Source organism: Anaerozeibacter quisquiliarum (assembly GCF_051162045.1).
Classification (GTDB): domain Bacteria; phylum Bacillota; class Clostridia; order Christensenellales; family Aristaeellaceae; genus Anaerozeibacter; species Anaerozeibacter quisquiliarum.
The window spans coordinates 101,818-125,619 of the sequence record NZ_JBISDI010000008.1; the positions used below are offsets into that span (position 1 = coordinate 101,818).

Genomic DNA, 23,802 nt, shown 5'->3' on the forward strand with positions numbered 1-23,802 from the left:
TTGTCCGCCCGGCCAAAAATCCAATCCGGCCTCGTGACCCAATCCCCTCGCATACGGCCGCAGCCGGATGCGAGGGATCAAGGAGGATTGCCAGGGCGATGTCTTCTACTGAGGCGGCGCGCCGGCGGAAGCGGCGCACGCGCGGGGGCCTGCTGGGCCTTTTCAAGATGGCCGCCGTGATCGCGGCGGTGACGTTCGCCATCGTGCTGCTCATCCGCTTTGCAACGCGCGGGCCCGCGGACGACAGGTTCTGCGAGGGCGTGTATGTGGGCGGGGTGTCCCTGGGCGGCATGAGCTACGACGAGGGCGCCCAGCGGGTCTTGGGCCGGGTGCAGGAGCGGCTGAACAGCACGTTCACGCTGACCCATGGGGACCGGCAGTGGACGTTCACGCCCTCGCAGTTCGGCGCGCACCTGAGCGAGGATGCCGAGGCGCAGTTGCAGCAGGCCTGGAACTGGGGGAAGACCGGTACCGCGCGCGAAAAGCGCGAGCAGGCCGAGCTCCTCAAGGCCAGCCCGAAATACTATGACAGCGAGATCGTCTACGACGAGGCGATGTTCACGCAGTTCCTCGAGGACATCGCGGGCGAGCTCAGCGTGCCGGCGGTCGAGGCGACGGTGATCCCCGGCCCGAACGAGCAGCTGACGGTGGAGCCGTCCCGGGACGGGCTGGGGCTGTCGGTGGAGGATTTGCGATCGACGCTCGACGCGGCAATCCGCGAGGGCAGCGGGGCCGAAATCGCGCTTCAGACGCATGTGCTCAAGCCTGCGCGCACCACCGAGGACACGCTGCAGAACACCCAGTTGATCGTCGACTACGCCACGTCCACCAAGGCCAGCAGCAGCGACCGCACCAAGAACATCCGGCGCGCGCTGCAGGCGTTTGACGGGTTCGAGGTCAAGCCGGGCCAGACCGTATCGTTCAACGAGGTGGTGGGCCCGCGCACGGTAGAGCGGGGTTTCTTCAAGGCGCCCGAGTACAACGGCACCGAGGTCATCTCGGGCATCGGCGGCGGCACCTGCCAGGCGTCGAGCACGCTCTACGGCGCGCTGCTGCTGGCCAACATGGACATCGTCGAGCGCCAGTCGCATAGCATGACCGTGGCCTACGTCAAGGCCAGCATGGACGCGGTGGTGTCGCTGCAACGGGGCAGGGAAAAAGACCTGCGCTTCACCAACCCCCTGCCCTACTCGATCTTCATCTACACCCACGTCGACCAGGAGAAGGCGCGCGTGCGCATCTACGGGCCGCAGAATGCGTACGAGATCCAGCTGGATCACAGGATCGTGGATCAGAAGCCGCCCAAGAAGAGCCGGTACGTGCCGGACACCAAGGGCAAGATTGTGTACTACAAGGACGAGGAGCCGGTGCTCAAGACCGAGGGCAAGGACATGGTCAAGAGCGTGGGCATGCGCATCTACTACGACCGCGCGACCGGTCAGCAGGTAGACATCCAGGAGTTCGACCTCGATACCTATTACGAGAAGCAGCCGGAATACTGGGTCGGCGTGCATGAGCGGGGTTTTGAGGGATAGCGGTCACGCGAATACGGCTGCGGCCGTATTCGCGTGAGTTGGGACTACGGGCATCGGGTTGCTGAATTCCCCGCGGGAAATTCCGGGCGCAATCCGGCTGCCGGAATCAATTCCCCGTCGGGGCGCGCCCGACAGCGCCCAGTGGGCAAGAAAGGGAGGGCGCCGGCCCTCCAAACCTCCCCCGGGGGTAAGTGATCTCTCTGGGGTCAAAATACCATCGATACTGCGGCCATTTGGAAGGAGTGTGGGTTCGGTTGTTCCAGGATTCGAACATTGCGGTGTTCGCGGGCAGCGGCGGCTACGCATTTGCGGAGCGCATGTGCAGGTACATGGGCAGGAAGCTCGGCTCGTCGCAGGTGATCCGGTTTTCGGACGGCAACACGTTCGTGCGCATCAACGAGTCGGTGCGCGACCGTAACGTGTACTTTGTGCAGCCAATCGGCACCAACCCCAACGACGAGTTCGTGGAGATCCTGTTTTTTGTGGACGCTCTCAAGCGCTCAAACGCCCTGTCGGTCACGCTGGTGATGCCCTACTTCGGCTATGCCAAGGGCGATAAGAAAGACGAGCCGCGCGTGTCGATCCGCGCGCGCGTGTGCGCGGAGTCGATGGAGCTGTCCGGCTGCGACCGCTTCATCACAATGGATCTTCACTCGCCGCAGGTGCAGGGCTTCTTCAAGCGCCCGATGGATCACCTGTACGCCATGCCCATGCTGTGCGAGACGGCGCGCAAGTCCTACGACCTCTCCAACTGCGTCGTGGTGTCGCCCGACGCCGGCTTCGCCAAGCAGGCGCGCAAATTCGGCGCGTGGCTGGATATGCCGATCGCCATCGGCGACAAGCAGCGCACCGATCATTCCGAAAACGCGCAGGTGCTGGAAATCCTCGGCGACGTTCAGGGCAAGGACTGCCTGATCGTGGACGACTTCACCACATCCGGCGGCACGCTGGTCAACGTGGCGCACGCGCTCAAGGGCAAGGGTGCGAAGAAGATCCGCGCGATGCTCAGCCATAACATCGTGTCCAAGCAGGGCGTTGAGCTGATTAACCAGAGTCCGATCGACACCGTGCTGTCCACCGATACCATTTTCAACCCCAACATCGTGGGTCAGGACAAGTTCCAGATGGTGTCGGTCGCGCCCATGTTTGCCGAGACCATCATCCGCTACTACAACATTCAATCGATCAACGACATGTTCACCCAACTGCCCGATCACATCGTGAACGCCGGCATCGAACTGGCCAAGATCGGATGAAGTCCCTCAAGAGACGGCTGATCGCTCTGCGCAGCGCCCTCTACCGCGCCATGATGCGCGCGGCGGGGGCGCTGCTGCCGCTTGATCGGCACAAGACGGTGTACATGAGCTTCGGCGGGCACGCCTACTCCGACAATCCGCGCGCGGTGAGCGAGGCGATGAGCGCGCTTGACCCGCAGGCCCGGCCGGTCTGGCTGTTCACCGATTTGAACAAGCCGCGCCCCGACATGCCGCAAAACGTGATTCCGGTGCGCGCGCACTCCTTGCGCGCCGTCTACCACATGGCCACCGCCTCCTGCTGGGTGCTCAATCACCTGATGCCGCCCTACTTAGTCAAGCGCCGCGGGCAATGCTATGTGCAGACCTGGCACGGCGACCGCACGTTCAAGGTGGTGCTGCACGAATCGGGCAAGCGCGGCATCCCCGACCTCGATGTGATGGATCTGGGCGTGGTGGGCTCGGATCAGGGCGAGACCATCTTCCGGGACATGTTCGGGTACAAGGGGGAGCTTTTGCGCGTCGGCTCGCCGCGCAACGACGCGCTGATCCACTTGGACGATCAGGAGGCCGCGCGGATCCGGCGCGCGGTGGGCATCGGCGAAGACGAGCGCGTCGCGATGTACGCGCCCACGATGCGCGAACATCTGGCGCACACACAGCGCCGGCAGGACGTGCAGGCGCTCGACTTCAAGCGGCTGCTCGACCTGCTTGAGCAAAGAGACGGGCTTAGCTGGCGCCTGATCGTGCGCGCGCACTCGACGGTGAGCGGCCTCGGTGGCTATGCCGCGGACGCGCGCATCCTCGACCTGAGCGGCTACGAGGACATGCGCGACCTGCTTCAGATCTGCGATCTGCTGCTGACCGACTACTCGTCGAGCGCCTGCGACTTCCCGCTGACCGGCCGGCCGGTCGTGCTGTTCCAGCCCGACATCGACGAATATCGGGCGCGCGACCGCGCGCTGTGCTTCAAAATGGAGGATTCGCCGTTCCACGCCGCGCGCTCGCAGGCAGAGCTGGAGGATATCCTGCTGAGCATCGACGAGGACGGCGCGCGGGAAAACGCCCGCGCGATCGAACAATTCTTCGGCATCGACGAAACCGGCGAAGCCGCCAAACGCGTGGCCGAGTGGATATTGAGTAAAGGAGCATCCATATGAACTGGGACTTGACCAAACTCTACCTGGACTTTGACGACCCGGCGCTGGAGGCCGATTTTGCCGAGGCCGACCGGTTGTCGGGCGAACTCGAAGCGCTGCTCGCGCGCGCCGACCACGCGGACGAGCGGGGTGTGCTGACCTCCGTCATCCGCCTGGAGACCCAACTGGCCGCGAAGCTGAACCGCGCGGGGCAGTATGTGTTCCTGACGCTGGCGGCCGACGCCGACAACGAACCGGCGCAGAGCTGGTACGACCGCCTCCGGCGCGCCGCCGTGCGCGCCGAGCAGATCTTAAGCGCCTGGGCGCGCTACGTGGGCGGGATAGACGATTTGCCGTCGGTGATCGCGACGGACGCGCTGCTGATCGAGCACGACTACCTGCTGCACCAATTAGAGGAGCGCGCGCGCCACACGCTGCCCGAGGCGATCGAGCCCGCGGTGCTTCAAATGCAGCTGACCGGCGGTCACGCGTGGGAGAAGCTGCGCGACATGCTGGACGCCGGGCATACGGTCGAATACCGGCTGGGCGGCGAAACGCAGACACTGACGCTCTCGGAGGTACGGCTCAAGGCCTACGCGCGCGAGGCCGAGGTGCGCAAGGCGGCCTACGAGGCCGAAATGGCCGGCTACAAGGCGATCGAAACGCCGATGGCGGCCTGCCTGAGCGCCATCAAGGGCGAGGCGCTGACGCTGATGGACATGAAGCATTACGCAAGCGTACTCGACGAGACGCTCGAGCAGGCGCACATCTCGCGCAAGGCGCTGGACGCGATGCTGGGCGCGATCGAGGAGGCGCTGCCGATGTTCCGGCGGTATCTGCGCGCCAAGGCCCGGCACCTGGGCCATGCGGGCGGGCTCCCCTTCTACGACCTGTTCGCGCCGCTGGGCGCGGCGGGCGAGGGCTATACGCTGGACGAGGCGCGCGCGCTGCTGACCGAGGCGCTGGGCGCGTTCAGCCCGCGGCTGGGCGCGCTGATTGAGCGCGCGTTCGAGGAAAGGTGGATCGACGCCTACCCGCGCGCGGGCAAGCAGGGCGGCGCGTTCTGCTCGGATGCGTACGCGCTGGGGATCAGCTACGTGCTGACCAATTTCGACGGCTCGATGAACGCGGTGAGCACGCTGGCGCACGAACTCGGCCATGCCTACCATAACCAGCAGCTGTACAAGAACAGCATCCTGAACAGCGACGCGCCGATGACGCTGGCGGAGACGGCCTCGATCTTCAATGAGACGCTGCTGACCGAGCGGCTGCTTGCGCGGGCGACGCCGCCCGAGCAGCTGATGCTCATCGATCAGGAACTGACCGAGGCCACACAGACGGTGGTGGACATCCTGTCGCGGTACTACTTCGAGACGGACGTGATCGAGGCGCGCAAGCAGCGCTCGCTGACCTCGAAGGATTTTCAGCGCATGATGCTGGACGCCCAGCGCCGCGCGTACTCAGACGGGCTCGACGATAAGGTAATGCACCCCTACATGTGGGCCTGCAAGGGCCACTACTACGGCCCCGGCCTGCACTTCTACAACTTCCCGTACGCGTTCGGGCTGCTGTTCGGCAAGGGCCTCTACCGTGTGCTCAGCGCGGAGCCGAACGGCGCGGCGGAGCGCTACGAGGAGCTGCTGCGCCGCACGACGCTGTCGGACGCGGCCGATGTGGCGCGCGGTATGGGCATCGACATCGAGGATCGCGCGTTCTGGCGCGGCGCGCTCGGCCTGATCGGCGAATCGGTCGGCCGGTTCGAGGCGTTGCTCGGGGATTACGCGAAGTAGTCGACCGCGCCGCGGAACATGGTGTTTGCCTTGTCACCGGGCACGTTTCGGTAGAGCCAGGGGCCGCTGCGCTCGAAGTGAGCCATGCGGCCGAACACGCGGCCGTCGGGGGAGGTAATGCCTTCCACGGCGGCCGTCGAGCCGTTGGGATTGATGGCGATGTCCATCGAGGGCGCGCCCGCTTCGTCGCAGTACTGCGTCGCGATCTGGCCGTTCGCGCACAGCGACCGCAGCAGCTCCGGCTCGATGATGAAGCGCCCCTCGCCGTGGGAGACGGGCGCCATGCGCGTGGCGCCGACCGGCTCGTGCATCAGCCAGGGCGACATGTTGGAGGCCACGCGCACCCGGACGAGCCGCGACTGATGCCGCCCGATTTGGTTGAAGGTCAGGGTCGGGCTGGACCTGACCGCGTCACGAACCTCGCCGAAGGGCACGAGCCCCAGCTTGACCAGCGCCTGGAAGCCGTTGCACACGCCGCCGACCAGCCCGTCCCGCGCGCCCAGCAGCTCCATCAACCGATCCCGGACGCGCGGGTTGCGCAAGAGGGCGGTGATGAACTTGCCGGAGCCGTCCGGCTCGTCGCCCCCGGAGAAGCCGCCGGGGATGAACACGATTTGGCTTGCGCCGATCTCGCCGGCGAATTGCCTTGCCGATTCCGCCACCGCCGCAGCCGACAGGTTGCGCACCACGAATACCCGCGCTTCGGCCCCCGCCGCCTCGAACGCGCGCGCGGAGTCGTACTCGCAGTTGGTGCCCGGGAACACCGGGATCAGCACCCGGGGTTTTGCGATCTTCGCGCGGGGCTTCACGCGCTCCGCCGCCTCATGGCTGAACACCTCGACCGCCGCCCCGCCCGCGCTCCCCGAAGGGAACACGCCCTCGAGCGTCCCGTCGTACCGAGCTTCCAGCGCGGGGATCGGAATGCCGTTCAGCGCATAGGCGGTGACGGTTTCCCCCAGCGGCTCGCCGATTTCCGGCGCGCCGTCTGTAAGCTCCGCGACGAAGGCGCCGGGCGGGGCCTCGAAGGCCCTGTTCAAATCAAATCCCGGCGCGAAGTTGAAGCCGACCCCATTGCCCAGGCACATCTTGAACACCGCGGCGGCAACGCCGCCGAAGCCCGGCACCATCGCGGAGGCGATTTCGCCCGCCCGGATCATGGCCTGTGCGCGGTCAAACACCGCCCTTAGCGCCTCGGGGTCGGGCAGGCCGTTCGCCCGGCATTCGGGCGCGATCAGCCGAACCCGCGCGCGCGCGCGCTTGAATTCGGGCGAGATCACGCGGGACGCGTCGGCGAGGCCCACCGCGAAGGAGATCAGCGTCGGCGGCACGTCCAGATCTTCGAACGAGCCGCTCATCGAATCCTTGCCCCCCACCGCCGCCACCCCCAGGTCCAGCTGCGCCGCGAGCGCGCCGAGCAGCGCCCCCAGCGGCTTGCCCCAGCGGCGCGCGTCGCCGGTCATCTTCTCAAAGTACTCCTGGAAGGTCAGGTGCGCGCCTCGCCAATCCCCGCCGACGGCGACGAGCCTTGCGATCGACTCCACCACCGCCCGATATGCGCCCCGGAAGGGGCTTTTTTCTGTTTCCAGGGGGTTGCCGCCCCAAGCCATCACCGAGCAGGTTTGCGTATGCCCGCTCGCCGCCGGAATCAGCGCCGCCATCGCTTGCGCCGGGGTGCGCTGCCGGACGCCGCCGAAGGGCATCAGCACCGTGCCCGCGCCGACCGTGGCGTCAAACCGCTCGGCGAGGCCGCGCTTCGAGCAAGTGTTGAGGTCGGCGACCGCATCGAACAGCCTGGCCTCGAAGCCCTGCGCAGGCGTCAAAACGGCTTTCTCCGGCGCGGACACGCGTGCGCGCGCCGATCGGGACGCGCCGTTGGAATTGAGGAACGCCCGCGACAAGTCCACAATGGTCTCGCCGTTCCAGGTCATCACCATGCGCTTATCCGCGGTGACGCGGGCGACGGCGGTCGCCTCCAGGTTCTCGGCGTCGGCCAGCGCCATGAACGCGGACACGTCTCTGGGCGCGAGCACCACCGCCATGCGCTCCTGCGACTCCGAGATGGCCAACTCCGTGCCGTCCAACCCCTCGTATTTCTTGGGCACGGCGTCAAGGTCGATCACAAGGCCGTCCGCCAGCTCGCCGATCGCCACCGACACGCCGCCCGCGCCGAAGTCGTTGCAGCGCTTAATCAGCCGGGCCGCGCGCGCGTCCCGGAACAGCCGTTGCAGCTTGCGCTCCTCGGGCGCGTTGCCCTTCTGCACCTCGGCGCCGCACTGCTCGAGCGAGCGCGCGTCGTGGGCCTTCGAGGAGCCGGTGGCCCCGCCGCAGCCGTCGCGCCCGGTGCGCCCGCCGAGCAGCACCACCACGTCGCCCGGCGCGGGTACCTCGCGCCGCACGTGATCGGCCGGGGCCGCGCCCACCACCGCGCCGATCTCCATGCGCTTGGCGGCGTAGCCGGGATGGTAGATTTCGTCCACGAGCCCCGTGGCCAGCCCGATCTGGTTGCCGTAGGATGCGTAGCCCGCCGCCGCCGTGGTCGTGAGTTTCTTTTGCGGCAGCTTGCCCGGCATCGTCCGCTCGATCGGGGCGGTGGGATCGGCCGCGCCGGTCACGCGCATCGCCTGATACACGTAGCCGCGCCCGGACAGCGGGTCGCGGATCGCGCCGCCGATGCAGGTGGCCGCGCCGCCGAACGGCTCGATCTCGGTGGGGTGGTTGTGGGTCTCGTTCTTGAACAGCAGCAGCCACGGCTGCTTCACGCCGTCCACGTCCACGCTGATTTTGACCGTGCAGGCATTGATCTCGTCGGATTCGTCGAGGTCGGTGAGCACGCCCCTGGCCTTGAGCACCCGCGCGCCGATGGTGGCGATGTCCATCAAGGTAACCGGCCTGTCCCCGCGCCCGAGCTCCACACGGGCGGCGAGGTAGCTTCGGTACGCCGCCTCCGCGTCCGGGTCGTCAAACGAGACCTCGGTCAGATGGGTCAGGAAGGTCGTGTGGCGGCAGTGGTCGGACCAGTAGGTGTCGATCACGCGCAGCTCGGTCAGCGTCGGGTCGCGCCGCTCGTCCCGGAAATACCGCTGGCAGAACGTAAGATCCGCCGCGTCCATCGCCAGCGAAAGCTCCGATCTCAGCGCGGCGCGGCCCGCCTCATCGAGCGCGCGGAAGCCCTCGAGCACCCTCACCCGCCCCGGAGCCTCCGTGGGCATGGCGAGCGTCGCCATCGGCTCGAGCGATGCCTCGCGGCTCTCCACCGGATTGATTACGTACTGCTTTATCTGGGCGATCGCCTCTTCCGAGAGTTTGCCCCGCAGCAGGTACACCCGCGCGGTGCGCACCAGCGGCTTTTCGCGCTGGGACGCAAGCCCAATGCACTGGGCGGCGGAGTCGGCGCGCTGATCGAACTGGCCCGGCAGGTACTCGACCGCGAAGGCCGCGCCGCCGTCCCGTGGGAGGTCAAAATACACCTCGTCGAGCTGGGGCTCGGAAAGGATCGTCCGGACGCTTTCGTCAAACAGCGCCCCATCGACGCCCTCGACGTCGTAGCGGTTCAGCAGGCGCAGGTTTTCAAGCCCTTCGATCTTGAGAAACGCGGTCAAGTCGCGCCCCAGCGCCTGCGCCTCCACGTCGAACCCCGATCGCTTTTCCACATATACCCGGTAGACCATGCTACTCTCTCCTCTCCAGCGCGCGCCGGCCGATGTCCCGGCGGAAGAACGCGCCCTCGAACCGCACGCGCGCGGCCGCTTCCGTCGCGCGCTCTACGGCGGTTGCGAGGTCGTCCGCCGCGGCCGTCATGCCCAGCACACGGCCGCCGTTCGTGACCAGCGCGCCGCCCTTTAGCGCCGTGCCGCTGTGGAATGCGCGCGCGAGTCCGTCCGCGCCGTTCAAGCAGACGGGCAGTCCCTTCTCATACGGCCCCGGATACCCGCCCGAGGCGACGACGACCACGCAACTGGCCCCGTCCCGGAAGCGCACGTCCGCCTCGGCCAGGCGCTCATCCTCGACCGAGATCAGGATGTCCAGCAGGTCGCTTTCGAGCAGCGACAGCACCGCCTGCGCCTCGGGGTCGCCGAAGCGGGCGTTGTACTCGATCACCTTCGGGCCGTCCGCCGTCAGCATCAGCCCGAAATACAGGCAGCCCTTGAACGGGCGGCCCTCCTTGCGCATGGCCTCTACCGTGGGCAGGAAGATCTCCCGCATGGCGCGCTGCGCGACTTCCGGCGTGTAGAAGGGGCTCGGCGCGATCACGCCCATGCCGCCGGTGTTGGGGCCCCGGTCGCCGTCGAAGGCGCGCTTGTGATCCATCGACGAGATCATCGGGCGCAGTGTGTGCCCGTCGGTGAACGCCAGCACCGTGACCTCCGGCCCTTCGAGGCATTCCTCGATCACCACGCGCCGCCCGCCCTCGCCGAACGCGCCCTCGGCCATCATGGCGTGCACGGCCTCGCGCGCTTCCCCGAAATCCCGCGCGATCACCACGCCCTTGCCCAGCGCCAGTCCGTCCGCCTTGACCACCCGCGGGAAGCTTACGTCCGCGAGGTAGGCAATCGCCTCGGCCTCGCCGTCAAATGTCCGGTAGGCGGCGGTCGGAACTGCGTACCGGCGCATCAAATCCTTCGCATAGATCTTGCTGCTCTCGATCATGGCGGCGGCCTTCGTCGGCCCGAAGCAGCGGATGCCCGCCTCGTGCAGCCGATCCACCGCACCCAGCGCCAGCGGGTCGTCGGGCGCGACCACCGCGAAGTCGATCCGGTGTTCCTTTGCGAACCGGACGAGTCCTTCTATGTCGGTGGCGGCGATGGGCACGCACTTCGCCACCTGCGCGATGCCCGCGTTGCCCGGCAGCGCGTAGAGCGCCCTCACCCGTTTGTTCTCCGCGATCTTGACGGCCAGCGCATGCTCGCGCCCGCCCCCGCCCACGATCATGACATTCATGTCATTTCCCTCTCGTTCAGTGATGGAACAGCCTCAGTCCCGTGAAGGCCATCGCGATCCCGTATCGGTCACAGGCCGCGATCACGTGGGCGTCGCGGATCGAGCCGCCCGGCTGCGCGATGTAGTGAACGCCGCTCAAGCGCGCGCGCTCCACATTGTCGCCGAACGGGAAGAACGCGTCGCTGGCGAGCGACACGCCGTTAAAGCGTGCGAGCCATTCGCGCCGTTCGTCGGGGCCGATCCTCTCGGGCCTTTCGAGGAAGAACGCCCGCCAGCCCTCAAAGATTTCGGGCGAATTTGAGAGGTACCCGTCCACGCAGTTGTCCCGCTCCGGGCGGCCCAGCCCGTCCACAAAGGGGAGGTTCAGCGCCTTCGGGTGCAGCCTCAAATGGAACTGGTCGGCCTTGTCGCCCGCCAGCCGCGTGCAGTGGATGCGCGACTGCTGCCCCGCGCCCACGCCGATGGTCTGGCCGTGCTCGGCGTAGACCACGGAGTTCGACTGGGTATACTTGAGCGCGATCATGGCCACGATCAGGTCGCGCGCCGCGCTGTCGGGGATGTCCTTGGCCCGCGTGACTACGTTTTGAAGCAGCGTCGCGTCGATCTTCGCGTCGTTGCGGCCCTGTTCGAAGGTGATGCCGAATACCGTGCGGATGTCGGCGGCGTGCGGCCGGTAATCGGGGTCGATCTCGACGATGTTGTACGCGCCCTTGCGCTTGTTTGCGAGGATTTCGAGCGCCTCCGGCGCGTAGCCCGGCGCGATGACGCCGTCGGACACCTCGCGGGCGATCAGCCGCGCGGTGGACAGGTCGCAAACATCCGACAGCGCGACGAAGTCGCCGAACGACGACATGCGGTCCGCGCCCCGCGCGCGGGCGTAGGCGGCGGCGAGCGGGGACAGCGGCTCGTCCTTCAGGAAGAAGCCCTTGTACAATTCGGGCGCAAGCTCAACGCCCACCGCCGCCCCCGCGGGGCTGACGTGCTTGAACGACGCGGCCGCGGGCAGCCCGGTGGCCTCCTTGAGTTCCCGAACCAACTGCCAGCCGTTCAGCGCGTCCAGGAAATTGATGTAGCCGGGCCGTCCGCAAAGCACCTTCACCGGCAGCTCGCCCGAGGGCAGGGAAATCCGCGCGGGCCGCTGGTTGGGGTTCAGGCCGTATTTCAACTCGATCGACTGCATGACGCTTCCTCCTCCAGGCGGTTGATGATGTGATCCTCGAACGCCATGGCCACAGGATCGACCGCGCGCACGAACAGCGCCACCTTGTTGTCCGGGTCGAGCGCATTCCAGAGCGCGCGGGCGAACGCCGCGGGTTCGAGGTCGGTTTCCAGGGGCGCCGGCTCGCCCTCGAACGGCTTTAGCGGGTCAGCGCCGGGGCGATAGGTGTGGATCAGGTGCATAAGGCCCGGCTTCGGCGCTTCATAGCGGAAGAAAAAGCGCTCGCAGCCCGCGCCGCGCTTTACGATGCTGAGTTGGTAGGAGAAGCCGCCGCTTTCAAACGTCATAAGGCCGCTGATGCGGGGCGTGTAGTTGGGCGCGTCCGGCTCGTATTCGCGGCTGTCGAGCGCCGCCTCAAAGGTCTCGCCGCGCATCAGGAAATCCCGGATCGTGTCGGTCTGGTCGCCGTTGCTGACGATGATTCGGTTTCCCAGCACGCGCAACGGGGCGTAGATAATCAGCGACGGATCCTCGACCTTCGCAGGGTCGAACGCCTGCGCGCGCAAGCCCGCCGCGTCCGGCGCGAGCACCCGGTTGCGGCTATTTAGGCTGCGGCCCATCAGGAAGTAGGCGATCAGCGCGCGGCCGTCGGGCGCGGCTCCCAGCAGGATGCCCCGGCCCGGATAGGCGCTGAGCGCGTGCAAATCGGTCAGGTTCATGGCAGCTTCTCCTTCACAATCCCCAGGCACAATGCCTCGACCGCACGGGGCAGCAGCACCCACTCGGCCTCGGTCATCACGCGCCTTTGGAGCATTTCCGGGGTGTCGCCGGGCAGCACGTCCACCGCCTTCTGGGCGAGGATCGCCCCGCCGTCCGGGACTTCATTGACCAGGTGCACCGTCGCGCCGGTGAGCTTGACGCCGCGCTTGAGCGCTTCCTCGTGGGGCTTGAGACCGTAGTACCCCTTGCCCGAGAACGCGGGGATCAGCGACGGGTGCACGTTGACGATGCGGTTCTCGTACCGCCTCACCAACTCTGCGCCCAGTATGGTCAGGTAGCCGGCCAGCACGACCAGGTCGATCCCGCGCTCGTCCAGCGCGATGACGAGCGCCTGTTCGCCGTCGGCCCGCGTGACGGTCAGCGCCTCGATCCCGGCATGCCGGGCGCGCGTGAGCGCGTAGGCGTCCGCGCGGCTGGATATGACCAACGCGATTTCGCCGCTTTGCAGGATGCCCGAGGCTTGCGCGTCGATCAGCGCCTGCAGGTTGGTGCCGCCGCCCGACACCAATACCGCCACCCGCGCCTTCATCGCAGCAGCACGCCTTCCTCGCCCGCGGCGACCTCGCCCAGCGCGAAAGCGGCCTCGCCCAAGTCGCGCAGGATGGCCAGCGCGCGGCCCGCGTCCTCGGCGGCGACGGTCAGCACCATGCCGACGCCCATGTTGAAGGTGTTGAACATGTCGCGCTCCGAGATGTTCCCCGCGCCTTGGACCACGGAGAAGATCGGCTGCGGTCGTACGGCCGAGCGCTCGATCACCGCGGTCATCCCCCGCGGCAGCGCGCGCGGGATGTTCTCGAAGAAGCCGCCGCCGGTGATGTGGGAGGCGGATTTCACCGTGAGAGAGTCAGACAGCGCCAGGAGCGGCTTGACATAGATGCGCGTGGGGGACAAAAGCGCTTCGCCCAGCGTCATGCCCAGCTCTTCGCTGTACCCCTCCACGCCCTTCGCTTCGATGTCCAGCGCCTTGCGCACCAGCGAAAAGCCGTTGGAGTGCACGCCGGAGGACGGCAGCGCGATCAGCGCGTCGCCCGGCCGGACGGAGGACTTGTCGAAGATGCGGGCCTTGTCCACGACGCCGACCGAGAAGCCCGCCAGGTCGTACTCGTCCTCGGGGTAGAATCCGGGCATTTCGGCGGTCTCGCCGCCCACCAGCGCGCAGCCCGCCTGCACGCAGCCCTCGGCGACGCCCGCGACGATCGCGGCAATCCGTTCGGGCACGTTCCTGCCGCAGGCGACGTAGTCGAGGAACAACAGCGGCTTCGCGCCGCAGCAGATCACGTCGTTGACGCACATGGCCACACAGTCGATGCCGACGGTGTCGTGCTTGTCCATCAGGAACGCAATCTTGAGCTTGGTGCCCACGCCGTCGGTGCCGCCGACCAGGACCGGACGGGCGATGCCGGTCACATCCAGTTCAAACATCCCGCCGAAATCGCCGATGCCGCTCAGGCAACCGGGGACAACGGTGCGCGCGATGTGGGCCTTCATCAACTCCACCGCACGGTACCCGGCTTCAATGTCCACGCCGGCCTGCCTGTAGCTTTCGCTGAAACTCCTCATAACGCGTCCTCCGGAAGCTTTACGTCGAATCGGGATTTTGACGGCGTCGAAGGCGGCTCGCAGGGGTAGTCGCCGGTGAAGCAGGCGTTGCAGAAGCCCTGTGTGTTGTCGGCCAGCAGGTTTACGCTGTTCACCGACAGGTACCCCAGCGAATCCGCGCCGAGGATCGCGCGGATTTCGTCCACCGAGTACCGGCAGGCGATCAGCTTGTCGCGCGAGTCGATGTCGGTGCCGAAGTAGCAGGGGTGCAAAAAAGGCGGCGCGGACACCCGCATGTGAACCTCCACCGCGCCCGCGTCCCGGAGCAGCCCCACGATTCGGGCGCTGGTGGTGCCGCGCACGATCGAATCGTCGACCAACACCACGCGCTTGCCCGCGACCGTAGCGGCCACAGGGTTCAGCTTGATGCGCACCTTGTTCTCCCGGTCGGCCTGGCAGGGCTCGATGAACGTGCGGGCGACGTACTTGTTCTTGATGAAGCCGATGCCGTAGGGGATGCCTGACTGGCGCGCGTAGCCGACGGCGGCGTCGATGCCGCTGTCGGGCACGCCCACCACCACGTCGGCCTGCACCGGGTGCTCGAGCGCCAGGAACGCGCCCGCGCGCAGCCGCGCCGTGTGCACGCTCGAGCGGTCGATCACCGAATCGGGCCGCGCGAAGTAGATGTACTCGAACACGCAGGTGGTCTTGGGTGCGCTGTGCATATGGGCGGTCAGGCTGTGCATGCCGGACTTGTCCACGACCACGATCTCGCCGGGCTCGACGTCCCGCACGAAGCGCGCGCCGATGGCGTCGAGCGCGCAGGACTCCGACGCGAACACGGTGCTCTCGCCGAGCCTGCCGATGCACAGCGGGCGGAAGCCGTGCGGGTCGCGCACCGCCATCAGCTTCGTGGGCGACATGACCACGAGCGAATACGCGCCCGCAAGCCGCCCCATCGCGGCGGCGATTGCTTCCTCGATCGACGGGGCCTCCAGGCGCGCCTGGGTGATTACGTAGGAGATGACCTCGGTGTCGGAGCTCGTGTGGAAGATCGAACCGCGCAGTTCCAGCGCCTCGCGCAATTCGGCGGCGTTGCTGAGCGCGCCGTTGTGGGCCAGCGCCATCTGCCCCTTCACGTGGTTGACCACGAGCGGCTGCGCGTTCTTGCGGGCGTCCGCGCCCGTCGTGGCGTAGCGCACGTGGCCCACCACCATCGTGCCCAGGCCCATCCCGCGCAGCGCCCCCTCGGTCATGACCTCGCTGACCAGCCCCGCGTCCTTGTGGCAGGTGATTACGCCCCGGTCGTTCAGCGCGATGCCGCAGCTCTCCTGGCCCCGGTGCTGCAGCGCGTAGAGCGCGTAGTAGGACGCGCCCACCACGTCGCGGCCGTCCGGGCTGTACATGCCGAACACGCCGCATTCATCGTGAATCTTTGCCATGTCACGCCCCCAGCAGGCGCTTCATGATCTCTTGGTACGCGCCCTCGACGTCGCCCAGGTCGCGGCGGAAGCGATCCTTGTCCAGCTTTTCCCGCGTGCGGCTGTCCCAGAAGCGGCAGGTGTCCGGCGAGATCTCGTCGGCCAGCACGATCGTGCCATCCGGGGTCTTTCCAAACTCCAGCTTGAAGTCGATCAACTCGATGTTCAGATCCCGCAGATATTCCGAGAGGATTTCGTCCACCTTGAGCGCGTAGGCGCTGATGGTGCCCAGTTCCTCCTCCGTCGCCAGATCAAGCGCCAGGATGTGGTACTCGTTCACCAGCGGATCGCCCAGCGCGTCGTTTTTGTAGCAGAACTCAAGCACCGTGCGCTTCAGCTTCACGCCCTCGTCAAGGCCCAGGCGCTTGGATAGCGAGCCCGCCGCGATGTTGCGCACGATGACCTCGAGCGGCACGATCCTGACCTTCCTGACCAGCGTCTCCCGCTCGTTCAGTTCTTCCACGAGATGGGTGGGCACGCCCTTTGCCTCGAGCAGCCGCATCAGGTGGTTGGAGACGCGGTTGTTGATCGCGCCCTTGCCCAGAATCGTGCCCCTCTTCAGGCCGTTGAACGCCGTGGCATCGTCCTTGTAGGACACGATGCACAGGTCGGGATCGCAGGTCGCGTACACCTTCTTGGCCTTGCCCTCGTAGAGCTGCGCTTGCTTTTCAATCATCTTGCTTCCCTCCGATGAACCGCTGCCGAATGGCGCTGTCCTTCTCCATGACCTGTCGGGCCATCTCGTCCCGCTCCGCGTCGAGCTTGCGCGCGAGCGCTTCGTCTGCAACCGCGAGGATTTCGGCCGCCAGCAGCGCCGCGTTGCGAGCCCCGTCGACCGCGACCGTCGCCACCGGCACCCCCGGCGGCATCTGCACCGTGGACAGCAGCGCGTCCAAACCCTCGAACGACGCGCTGATCGGCACCCCGATCACCGGCAAGGTGGTGTTGGCCGCAAACGCGCCCGCGAGGTGCGCCGCCTTGCCCGCCGCGCAGATGATCGCGCCAAAATCATGCGCCCGCGCTTCGCGGGCAAATTGCTGCGCAAGCGCGGGCGTTCTGTGCGCCGATAGGACGCGGACTTCATAGGGAATTTGCAGACGGCTCAACGCATCCATCGAGCCCTGCATGACCGCGAGGTCGCTGTCGCTGCCCATGACGATGGCTACCTTCTTCATTGTCGCACCTCAAAACACGAACATTAAATACGAAAACCAAGGAAACAATCGTAATTATACCACAAAAGGCGGAGAGCGCCAGAACCCCCTCCGTTAAACGTATGTAATATGTGCGGGATTGCGCGTGTGCATAGCCGTCCCGGCGCAGCCTGAAAACGCAGGCGCTGGGTCGAGGCTCTCAGGCTTAGCCGAGGGGAACCCTTAGCGCCGCTCGGCTGTTCGGTACCGCACGGTGCGACAGGGGGGAAAGACGCCGCCTGATGGATAGGCCCATGGTTCCGGCAGGCCGGGGTCACCCTCGTCCATAAAGGCGCGGCGCGGTTCCTTTTTCTCTTGCTCCCGGCCGGCGTCCCGGCATTACGCAGGATACCCCGATCATGGAGGCTTATTCAGGCGCAACCGGCTTGAGCGACTCCATGAGCGGAGGTTTCGGTGCTTGCGCCCGGCATATACGCCCTGAGCCGGTCTGGAAGCGAGACAAAGGCCGTGGCGCAAACCAACCGGAGGCGCTTGCTCTGATGGCCTTAACTTTACGGATAAAGGCAAGCGTGGTATAATCCATGCGGATGTATACGCAAAAGTACATTATGTGTATAATATGGTTGGGATTTCAATGCCTTTATTTTAGCGGAAAGGGATATGCGTTATGAATGATGTGTTCCTGATAACGGGCGGATATGGGCATTTGGGCAGTAATCTCGTTCAACTATTGTTGTCCGAGAAGAAGAAAGTACGGATATTTGACCGCGCAGGGCGCGCTTGTATCTCCGCTCCCGAGGGACTGCTCGAGACTGTCACAGGAGATATTCGGAACAAACAGGATCTTGAATGCCTTTTTGACGGTTTGCAGGGCTGCGACGTCTTTGTCATCCATTGCGCCGGCATTGTTTCGATAGCCTCGAAAGAAGATAAGATCGTCCGCGATGTGAATGTGAACGGTACAAAAAACATCGTCGATCTTTGCCTTAAGCACCGGGTGGAGCGCCTTGTTTACGTCAGCAGCGTCCATGCCCTTCCGGAAAAACGCAAAGGAGAGACGATCACGGAAGTATCTTCTTTTGACCCGGACAATGTTGTGGGACTGTACGCAAAGACAAAGGCAGAAGCATCTCAAATGGTTCTCGATTCATGCGAATGCGGCCTTGACGCAGTCATCGTCCATCCATCAGGGATCATCGGTCCCGGCGACTATGCGGTGGGCCATACAACAAGGCTCCTGGTGGATTACCTGAACGGAAAACTCACAGGCGGCATCGCGGGCGGGTATGATTTTGTTGATGTGCGCGACGTTTGTCAGGGTATCCTGAAGTGCGTCGAACACGGAAGATGCAAAGAAGCCTATATCCTTTCTTCCCGCTACATAGCCATAAAAGAGATTCTGGATCAGCTAAGCAATATCTCCGGAAGGAAGCCCATGAAAAACTATCTTCCCCTTTGGTTCATCAAGCCGATGGCTCCCCTTGCCGAGTTGTATTACAAGATTAGAAAAGTCAAGCCGTTGTTCACTTCGTACTCGCTGTATACGCTTAAAAGCAACGCGGATTTTTCCCACGAAAAAGCCACAAGAGAGTTGGGATATCAACCAAGAGAGCTGAGCGTGACGCTTCGGGACACGTACGACTGGCTAAAACAAAATGGCTACATCTAATACCAACCTCAACATCGGCCATTTTCGCCCGGACAGGCGGCATCACTGCCTTCCCGTTCCAAGGGGAATCACCACCTTCAGGGTAAACTGACCGTCCTCGGCCTCAAACGCGCAGTAGCCGTCGTGCTTTTCGACAATCATCTTGATGCTCTTGACGCCGAAGCCGTGCCCCGGCTCGGCGCTTTCCGGCAATCCATTGCGCATTGCGATGGTTCCCCGGTAGGGATTGCTGATGTAGAGCAGCAGATTGTCCTTGTGAATCTGGCAGTTGACGCGCACCGTCCGCCGCTCGTTTGCATCCGCCTGCGCGGCGGCGGCAACGGCATTTTCCAAGCCGTTGGAGAGCAGAGCGCATAGCTCGGTATCGGAAAGCGAGAGGGTTTCCGGAACATTCGCTTCCGCGCTTATGGCTACGCCCCGCGCGCTTGCCTTCGCGGCAAAGGAGGATAAAATCAGATTGACGGCGTTGTTTTCGCAGCATCGCATCGGTACGATGCCGTCGATGTCGGCCTGCGCCTGGCGGATATATTCGCAGGCTTTGGCGCATTCTCCCGCCTCCAGATAGCCGCTCAAGAGGGCCAGGTGATGGCGCATATCGTGACGGTAGACCGCCGTCTGCCGTTGCACCTGCTGCAAGGCGCATATCTCGTTCTGGGCGCGCTGCGACTGGGCGACGAGTATGGCGTTGTCGAGTTCCAACTGGCCGCGATTGTGCGCCTCGTCATGGTAGGCGGAGATAAAGGCCACAAAGAACAAGGCCATGGCGGCGGGCAAAAACTCGCTGACCATGTGGATGCCGTCATATAGGGCGTCTGTGTATACGGTGGTTGAATAATCAAACAGATAGTAGAACAGGGGCAAGCCGCCGAACAGCAGCAGGGATCGCCTTGAGTAGGTCATGGCCCTGTACGCCGCCGCCGCAAAGTAACGACGCAGAAGGACGAACAGGGGGACGATAGACAGCGTATAGCCCAGTTGGTACGCGAGTTTCGCGCCAAACAGGTAGAGGGCGAGCGTGCCGAACCATCGCGGCAGCTGGCAGCAAAAATACGCCGTCAAGACGCTTACGAGCGCCACGCCCCACGGCCTTTTGAGCGCGAACACCAAGCCGAGAAAAAGCGGCAGATGGGCGATCAAAGGATAGAGCCTCTTGGTCGCCGCAAGGCCCCAAAGCGCGTAGCACAGCATTTGAACCGAGAGAATCGCAACGCTCAACGCCGCCACTGTACGGCGCTCGGTCTTTGAGGCGCAGCCTCCCGCAAAGCCGACCGCGAGCAAGGCGCCGTACAGCAGTACGAGCGCGTAGTTGACCGAGCCCAAGGCGACCTCCATTACCTCACCCCTTTTTCCAAAAACAATTGATCCATATAGGCCTTGCGCACTTGTGCGTAAAGCCGTCGCGAAACCGGAACGACGCTGCCCGCGTAGGTCAGGATGTTCGACGGGCGCAGTTCCCCAATCTGCCAAAGGTTCACGATAAACGCCCGATGTACCCGGATGAATGCCGGCTTTGACAGGAGCGCTCCTTCATAATCCGAAAGGGGCGCGATCAGCTTCTTTACGCCGCCGTCCGTCAAATGGAAGTTCAGCGTTCTGTTCATGACCTCCACATAGGCGATCCTGGAAAACGGAATGTTGGCGACGCCGTTTTGAAACCTGATGGACAGACCCTCTTCCGGCTTTTGCGCGGCGCGAAACAGCTTGTCCAAAATGGGATAGAGATTCTCCGCGGTGGCGGGCTTCAAAAGGTAGGCGAACGCCTCCACCGAATAGCTCTCCACGGCGAATTCCCGCGACGAGGTCAAAAACGCGATCTTTATCTGCTCGTCAAACGCCCTGATTTCATGCGCCGCCTGCACCCCGTTTACCAGCGGCATCAGCACATCCAGGATCAGAAAATCAAAGCTGCCCTTGCGCACATCCTCCAGCAGCGCGACGCCATCCGAATAGGTTTTGAAAGAGAAGCCGGCCTTTGTTTTCTCCCGATAGCCGCTCAACAACTTCGAGAGCTTGTCCAGTTCCTCTATATCGTCGTCGCAAACCGCGATGCGCATATCCAATCATCTCCCCCCTGATTTTACCATAGGCGGCGGTTGTGATGCCACTGTTTTGTTTGCCGTCTGCAACCAAAAACACCACCGTTCATGCGGGAAACGGTTTTGACGGCGAGAAACTGCTATGCTTGTTTGTAGCCACATCTCAAGAAAAGAAAAAGGGGACTGCCGATGAAGCGCTTCTGGAAGACGCTCGCCCTGCTGCTCGCGCTGTGCGCGCTCTCAACCGCCGCGCAGGCCGCGCCGCCGCGAAAACTCATCCTGCTGCCCGAAGACGACCGACTGCTGGTAGGCCAAACCCTGGACCTGACTGCCCATCCGCTGCCGGTGAGCGCGTCCGCCGACGTCGTGTGGAATTCGAGCGATCAAAAACTCGCCACCGTGGACGAGCGCGGGCACGTCGTGGCACTCGCGCCGGGTACGGTGAAGATACGCGCGCGCGCCAAGGGCCGACCGAGCGTCTACACGGTGCGTACGCTGCGCGTGAGCGTCGAACTGCCCACCGTGCCCGACGAGCAGATGGCGCGAACTGTCCCGGCGCGCAACACCGCGCCCGGCGCGATCGAAGAAAATATCCAAAAGATCGACGCGGTATATCGCAGCGCGCTCGGCCAAGTCAACCGGCTGATGCGTTCGGGCCACATCACGCAAAACGATGCCGACCTGCGCGCCCAGATCGTCGCCCGCGCGTTCGCCATGTACCGCTTTCCCTGGATGACCCAAAAGACTCAGCGCTACTGGACGCGCGCCTACGGCACACAGAAGGATTTCATGCCCGGCGTGGTCTACTACGGGCTGCCCTACATTCAGCACGGCCTGGGCAGAAATTCCATCAACCGCACGTACGATCACGTCAAGTCGGTGGCGCAGGGGTTTTACATCGACAGCGGCAAGGGGTATTATCTGCTCAGCCCGACCAAGCGCCGCGACGGCATGTACGTGGGCAACGACTGCTCCTCGTTCGTGGGCATGAGCATATGGGGCGGCTCGCACCGCAACGCCTGGATCCGCACGAGCCGCCTTTACGACAGCCCACTGTACCGGACTTTGTCGGGTTACGACCGGCTGCGTCCCTGCGACATCCTGGTGCGTTACAATCGACACGTGGTGTTCTTCCTATACTACACCGACGCCGCGCGCACCCGCATGATGATCCTGGAGCAGGGCGGCGGCGACGCCTCCGACATGCACAATACGCTGTGCGCCTCGATTGTGCCGACCGATAGGTACAAGCGCGAGAATTACCGCCCGCGGCGCGTCGTCGGACTGTCGCCCAATTGATTGAGGGGAATGGAACAGGAAGCACCACCCTCATAATCAGCGGCGGCGCTTCCCCTTAAGGTGCGTATGGCGGCAGCGCGGACGTGACGGGTTGCGCCAATGCTACGGCCGACGAACAGAGCGGCAGCACAGGCGTAGAGGCGCTAAGGGTTCCGGAGGTTCGGTGACGCATGGTGCGGCAGGGGAGAGGCGCCGCCTGATGGATGCGCTGACGGTTCCGGCTGGTATTACATGTTCTTCGACATATCCGCGAGAAGCGCCGCGAGCGGCCCTTGACAGGCCGCCCGGTTTGCGCTACGATGCGGACAAGGGCAGGCCGGAGCCCGCTTCCAACCGGGTTCCTGCCCATGGCTTTGGGCTGTACGCAAAAGGGTTTATTCTACGGGGAGGCGCGGGAATGGACGGAGAAATGGCGGCGACCCTTGGGCAACTACTCGATGCGCGCGAGGCGCGCGAGGCGCGCCAGCGGGCGCTGCTCGCCCAATACGGCCATCCGCTGGTCTCCTTTACGCTCAACATCGCGGGCCCGGTCAAGACCGGCGCGCTGATTGAGCGCGCCTTTGACGAGGGGTTGCGGCTGATTGCGGCACGGTGCGTGCCGCTGCGCGTCGAGGAATGCCGCGCCGTCACCGGATACGAGGCGCTGTTGGTCGTGCCGGGCGACGCGCTCGCGCTCAAGCGTTGTTCGCTGCGCATCGAGGAAGCCGACGAGCTGGGGCGGCTGTTCGACATCGACGTGGTGGATACAAGCGGCGACAAGGTCTCGCGCGCCGCGGTGGGCAGCCCCGAGCGCCGTTGCCTGTTGTGCGGCGAGCCGGCTCACGCCTGCGCGCGTTCCCGCGCGCACGGGCTGGAGGCGGTTGTGGCGCGCACGCGCAAGATTCTGCACGCGCACTTCGCGCGCCGCACCGCCGACCGCGCGGCCGAGCTGGCCACCCGGGCGCTGCTGCTCGAGGTGTGCGCCGCGCCCAAGCCCGGCCTGGTGGATCGGCTGAACAGCGGTACGCATCGCGACATGAACATCTTCACCTTCATGCAAAGCGCCGCCGCGCTCACGCCCTACTTCCGCGACTGCTCGCTGAAGGGTTGGGCGTCCGTTGGCGAGGCCTGCGCGCCCCCCGACGCGCTGCTCGATCGGCTGGTTGAGCCGGGGCTGCGCGCCGAGGAGGCGATGCTTCAGGCGACCGGCGGCGTCAACACCCACAAGGGCGCGATCTATTCGCTGGGCATCCTGTGCGCGGCGTTCGGGCGGATCGGGGCCGCCGGCCTCGATCCGACACCCGAGGCGCTGTGTGCGCTGTGCGGCGAGATGGCGCGCCCGTCGGTTGAGCGGACGCTTACGCGCATTGCGCCCGAGACCGCCTCGACCGCGGGTGAGAAGCTGTACGCGCTGCACGGGCTGCGCGGCGTACGGGGCGAGGTGGCCGACGGCTTCCCCAGCGTGCGAAGTTTCGGCCTTCCGGCGTTCAGCGCGGCTCGCGCGGCCGGGCGAAGCCTGAACGACGCGGCCACAATCGCGCTGATCCACCTGATCGCGCACGCCGAGGACACGGTGCTCATCGCGCGCGCGGGCATCGAGGCGCACGCGCGCCTGCAAACCGAGCTCCGCCGAGCGCTCGCACTCAACCCCTACCCCGACGCGGCTTTCCTGACCGCGCTCGACCGAGACTTCACCGCCCGCAACCTAAGCCCCGGCGGCGCGGCCGACCTGCTGGCCGTGACGCTGATGCTGGCCTCGCTCGCCGAATCCGATGCCGGATCGAATGTCGAATCCGCCCGAACGTAAAGTTTGATATTTCTATTGACATCCAGTTTCTGAACCCATATAATATCTACTGTTGCAAGGCGATTATCGCCCGAAATACGCACCATTAGCTCAGTTGGTAGAGCACCTGACTCTTAATCAGGGTGTCCAGGGTTCGAGTCCCTGATGGTGTACCACAGGAAAGCCCGAAATCATTGAGGTTTCGGGCTGTTTCTTTGTTATCGCGCCGGTTCTTGGCCCCGTTTCGTGCAGGCCAGTTAAAAGC

The 23,802-nt window shown here is 64.9% G+C and carries 18 protein-coding genes and 1 tRNA gene; 8 read left to right on the forward strand and 11 right to left on the reverse strand.

Going from position 1 to position 23,802, the window contains the following annotated elements; genetic code table 11:
- The first annotated feature begins 98 nt into the window (after positions 1–98).
- From ACH6CV_RS05245 to ACH6CV_RS05260, 4 genes are all read left to right on the forward strand, one after another.
- Entirely contained in the window at positions 99–1,535 is a 1,437-nt protein-coding gene (locus ACH6CV_RS05245; protein ID WP_456357118.1) for a VanW family protein, read from the forward strand.
- A 254-nt stretch (positions 1,536–1,789) separates the two neighbouring features.
- Positions 1,790–2,791, forward strand: coding sequence for a ribose-phosphate diphosphokinase (locus ACH6CV_RS05250; protein ID WP_456357119.1), 1,002 nt, complete (start codon positions 1,790–1,792; stop codon positions 2,789–2,791).
- Positions 2,788–3,948 (forward strand): CDP-glycerol glycerophosphotransferase family protein, encoded by a 1,161-nt coding sequence (locus ACH6CV_RS05255; protein WP_456357120.1) that lies wholly within the window; start codon positions 2,788–2,790, stop codon positions 3,946–3,948. Before ACH6CV_RS05250 ends, ACH6CV_RS05255 begins: the two co-directional genes overlap by 4 nt.
- Positions 3,945–5,717 carry a M3 family oligoendopeptidase gene (locus ACH6CV_RS05260; protein WP_456357121.1) on the forward strand — a complete coding sequence of 591 codons (1,773 nt, stop codon included), beginning with the start codon at positions 3,945–3,947 and terminating at the stop codon, positions 5,715–5,717. The genes ACH6CV_RS05255 and ACH6CV_RS05260 overlap by 4 nt, the downstream gene beginning before the upstream one ends.
- Here the strand turns inward: ACH6CV_RS05260 and ACH6CV_RS05265 are convergent.
- From ACH6CV_RS05265 to purE, 9 genes are read right to left on the reverse strand one after another with little or no spacing between them, the layout of a single operon-like run.
- The gene (locus ACH6CV_RS05265) at positions 5,705–9,385 is read right to left on the reverse strand and encodes a phosphoribosylformylglycinamidine synthase (protein WP_456357122.1); all 3,681 of its coding nucleotides are present in this window, start codon (positions 9,383–9,385) and stop codon (positions 5,705–5,707) included. The genes ACH6CV_RS05260 and ACH6CV_RS05265 overlap by 13 nt on opposite strands.
- Before the next feature lies 1 nt (position 9,386).
- Positions 9,387–10,655, reverse strand: a complete 1,269-nt coding sequence (gene purD / locus ACH6CV_RS05270) for a phosphoribosylamine--glycine ligase (RefSeq protein WP_456357123.1) — start codon at positions 10,653–10,655, stop codon at positions 9,387–9,389.
- A gap of 16 nt (positions 10,656–10,671) precedes the next feature.
- Positions 10,672–11,835, reverse strand: coding sequence for a phosphoribosylaminoimidazolecarboxamide formyltransferase (locus ACH6CV_RS05275; RefSeq protein ID WP_456357124.1), 1,164 nt, complete (start codon positions 11,833–11,835; stop codon positions 10,672–10,674).
- Positions 11,817–12,533, reverse strand: coding sequence for an IMP cyclohydrolase (locus tag ACH6CV_RS05280; protein ID WP_456357125.1), 717 nt, complete (start codon positions 12,531–12,533; stop codon positions 11,817–11,819). The genes ACH6CV_RS05275 and ACH6CV_RS05280 overlap by 19 nt, the downstream gene beginning before the upstream one ends.
- Entirely contained in the window at positions 12,530–13,123 is a 594-nt protein-coding gene (gene purN / locus ACH6CV_RS05285) for a phosphoribosylglycinamide formyltransferase (RefSeq protein ID WP_456357126.1), read from the reverse strand. The genes ACH6CV_RS05280 and purN overlap by 4 nt, the downstream gene beginning before the upstream one ends.
- Positions 13,120–14,154 carry a phosphoribosylformylglycinamidine cyclo-ligase gene (purM, locus tag ACH6CV_RS05290; RefSeq protein ID WP_456357127.1) on the reverse strand — a complete coding sequence of 345 codons (1,035 nt, stop codon included), beginning with the start codon at positions 14,152–14,154 and terminating at the stop codon, positions 13,120–13,122. Before purM ends, purN begins: the two co-directional genes overlap by 4 nt.
- Entirely contained in the window at positions 14,151–15,575 is a 1,425-nt protein-coding gene (gene purF, locus ACH6CV_RS05295; protein ID WP_456357128.1) for an amidophosphoribosyltransferase, read from the reverse strand. Before purF ends, purM begins: the two co-directional genes overlap by 4 nt.
- 1 nt (position 15,576) lies before the next feature.
- Positions 15,577–16,290, reverse strand: coding sequence for a phosphoribosylaminoimidazolesuccinocarboxamide synthase (gene purC, locus ACH6CV_RS05300; protein ID WP_456357129.1), 714 nt, complete (start codon positions 16,288–16,290; stop codon positions 15,577–15,579).
- Entirely contained in the window at positions 16,283–16,789 is a 507-nt protein-coding gene (gene purE / locus ACH6CV_RS05305; RefSeq protein WP_456357130.1) for a 5-(carboxyamino)imidazole ribonucleotide mutase, read from the reverse strand. Before purE ends, purC begins: the two co-directional genes overlap by 8 nt.
- A gap of 646 nt (positions 16,790–17,435) precedes the next feature.
- On the opposite strand from purE, the gene ACH6CV_RS05310 reads away from it, so the two are divergent.
- The gene (locus ACH6CV_RS05310; protein WP_456357131.1) at positions 17,436–18,437 is read left to right on the forward strand and encodes an NAD-dependent epimerase/dehydratase family protein; all 1,002 of its coding nucleotides are present in this window, start codon (positions 17,436–17,438) and stop codon (positions 18,435–18,437) included.
- Between the two features lie 42 nt (positions 18,438–18,479).
- Here ACH6CV_RS05310 and ACH6CV_RS05315 read toward each other — a convergent pair whose 3' ends face one another.
- The gene (locus ACH6CV_RS05315; RefSeq protein WP_456357132.1) at positions 18,480–19,769 is read right to left on the reverse strand and encodes a sensor histidine kinase; all 1,290 of its coding nucleotides are present in this window, start codon (positions 19,767–19,769) and stop codon (positions 18,480–18,482) included.
- Positions 19,769–20,491: a LytR/AlgR family response regulator transcription factor gene (locus ACH6CV_RS05320; RefSeq protein WP_456357133.1), complete on the reverse strand. Its 723-nt coding sequence runs from the start codon at positions 20,489–20,491 to the stop codon at positions 19,769–19,771. Before ACH6CV_RS05320 ends, ACH6CV_RS05315 begins: the two co-directional genes overlap by 1 nt.
- A gap of 171 nt (positions 20,492–20,662) precedes the next feature.
- On the opposite strand from ACH6CV_RS05320, the gene ACH6CV_RS05325 reads away from it, so the two are divergent.
- The 3 genes from ACH6CV_RS05325 to ACH6CV_RS05335 all read left to right on the forward strand — a co-directional run bounded on the left by ACH6CV_RS05325 (position 20,663) and on the right by ACH6CV_RS05335 (position 23,713).
- On the forward strand, positions 20,663–21,772 hold the full coding sequence (locus ACH6CV_RS05325; RefSeq protein ID WP_456357134.1) for an Ig-like domain-containing protein: 1,110 nt from the start codon (positions 20,663–20,665) through the stop codon (positions 21,770–21,772).
- Between the two features lie 397 nt (positions 21,773–22,169).
- The gene (gene citX, locus ACH6CV_RS05330; RefSeq protein WP_456357135.1) at positions 22,170–23,558 is read left to right on the forward strand and encodes a citrate lyase holo-[acyl-carrier protein] synthase; all 1,389 of its coding nucleotides are present in this window, start codon (positions 22,170–22,172) and stop codon (positions 23,556–23,558) included.
- Positions 23,559–23,637: 79 nt separating this feature from the next.
- Positions 23,638–23,713 (forward strand) — tRNA-Lys (locus tag ACH6CV_RS05335).
- Positions 23,714–23,802: the final 89 nt, after the last annotated feature.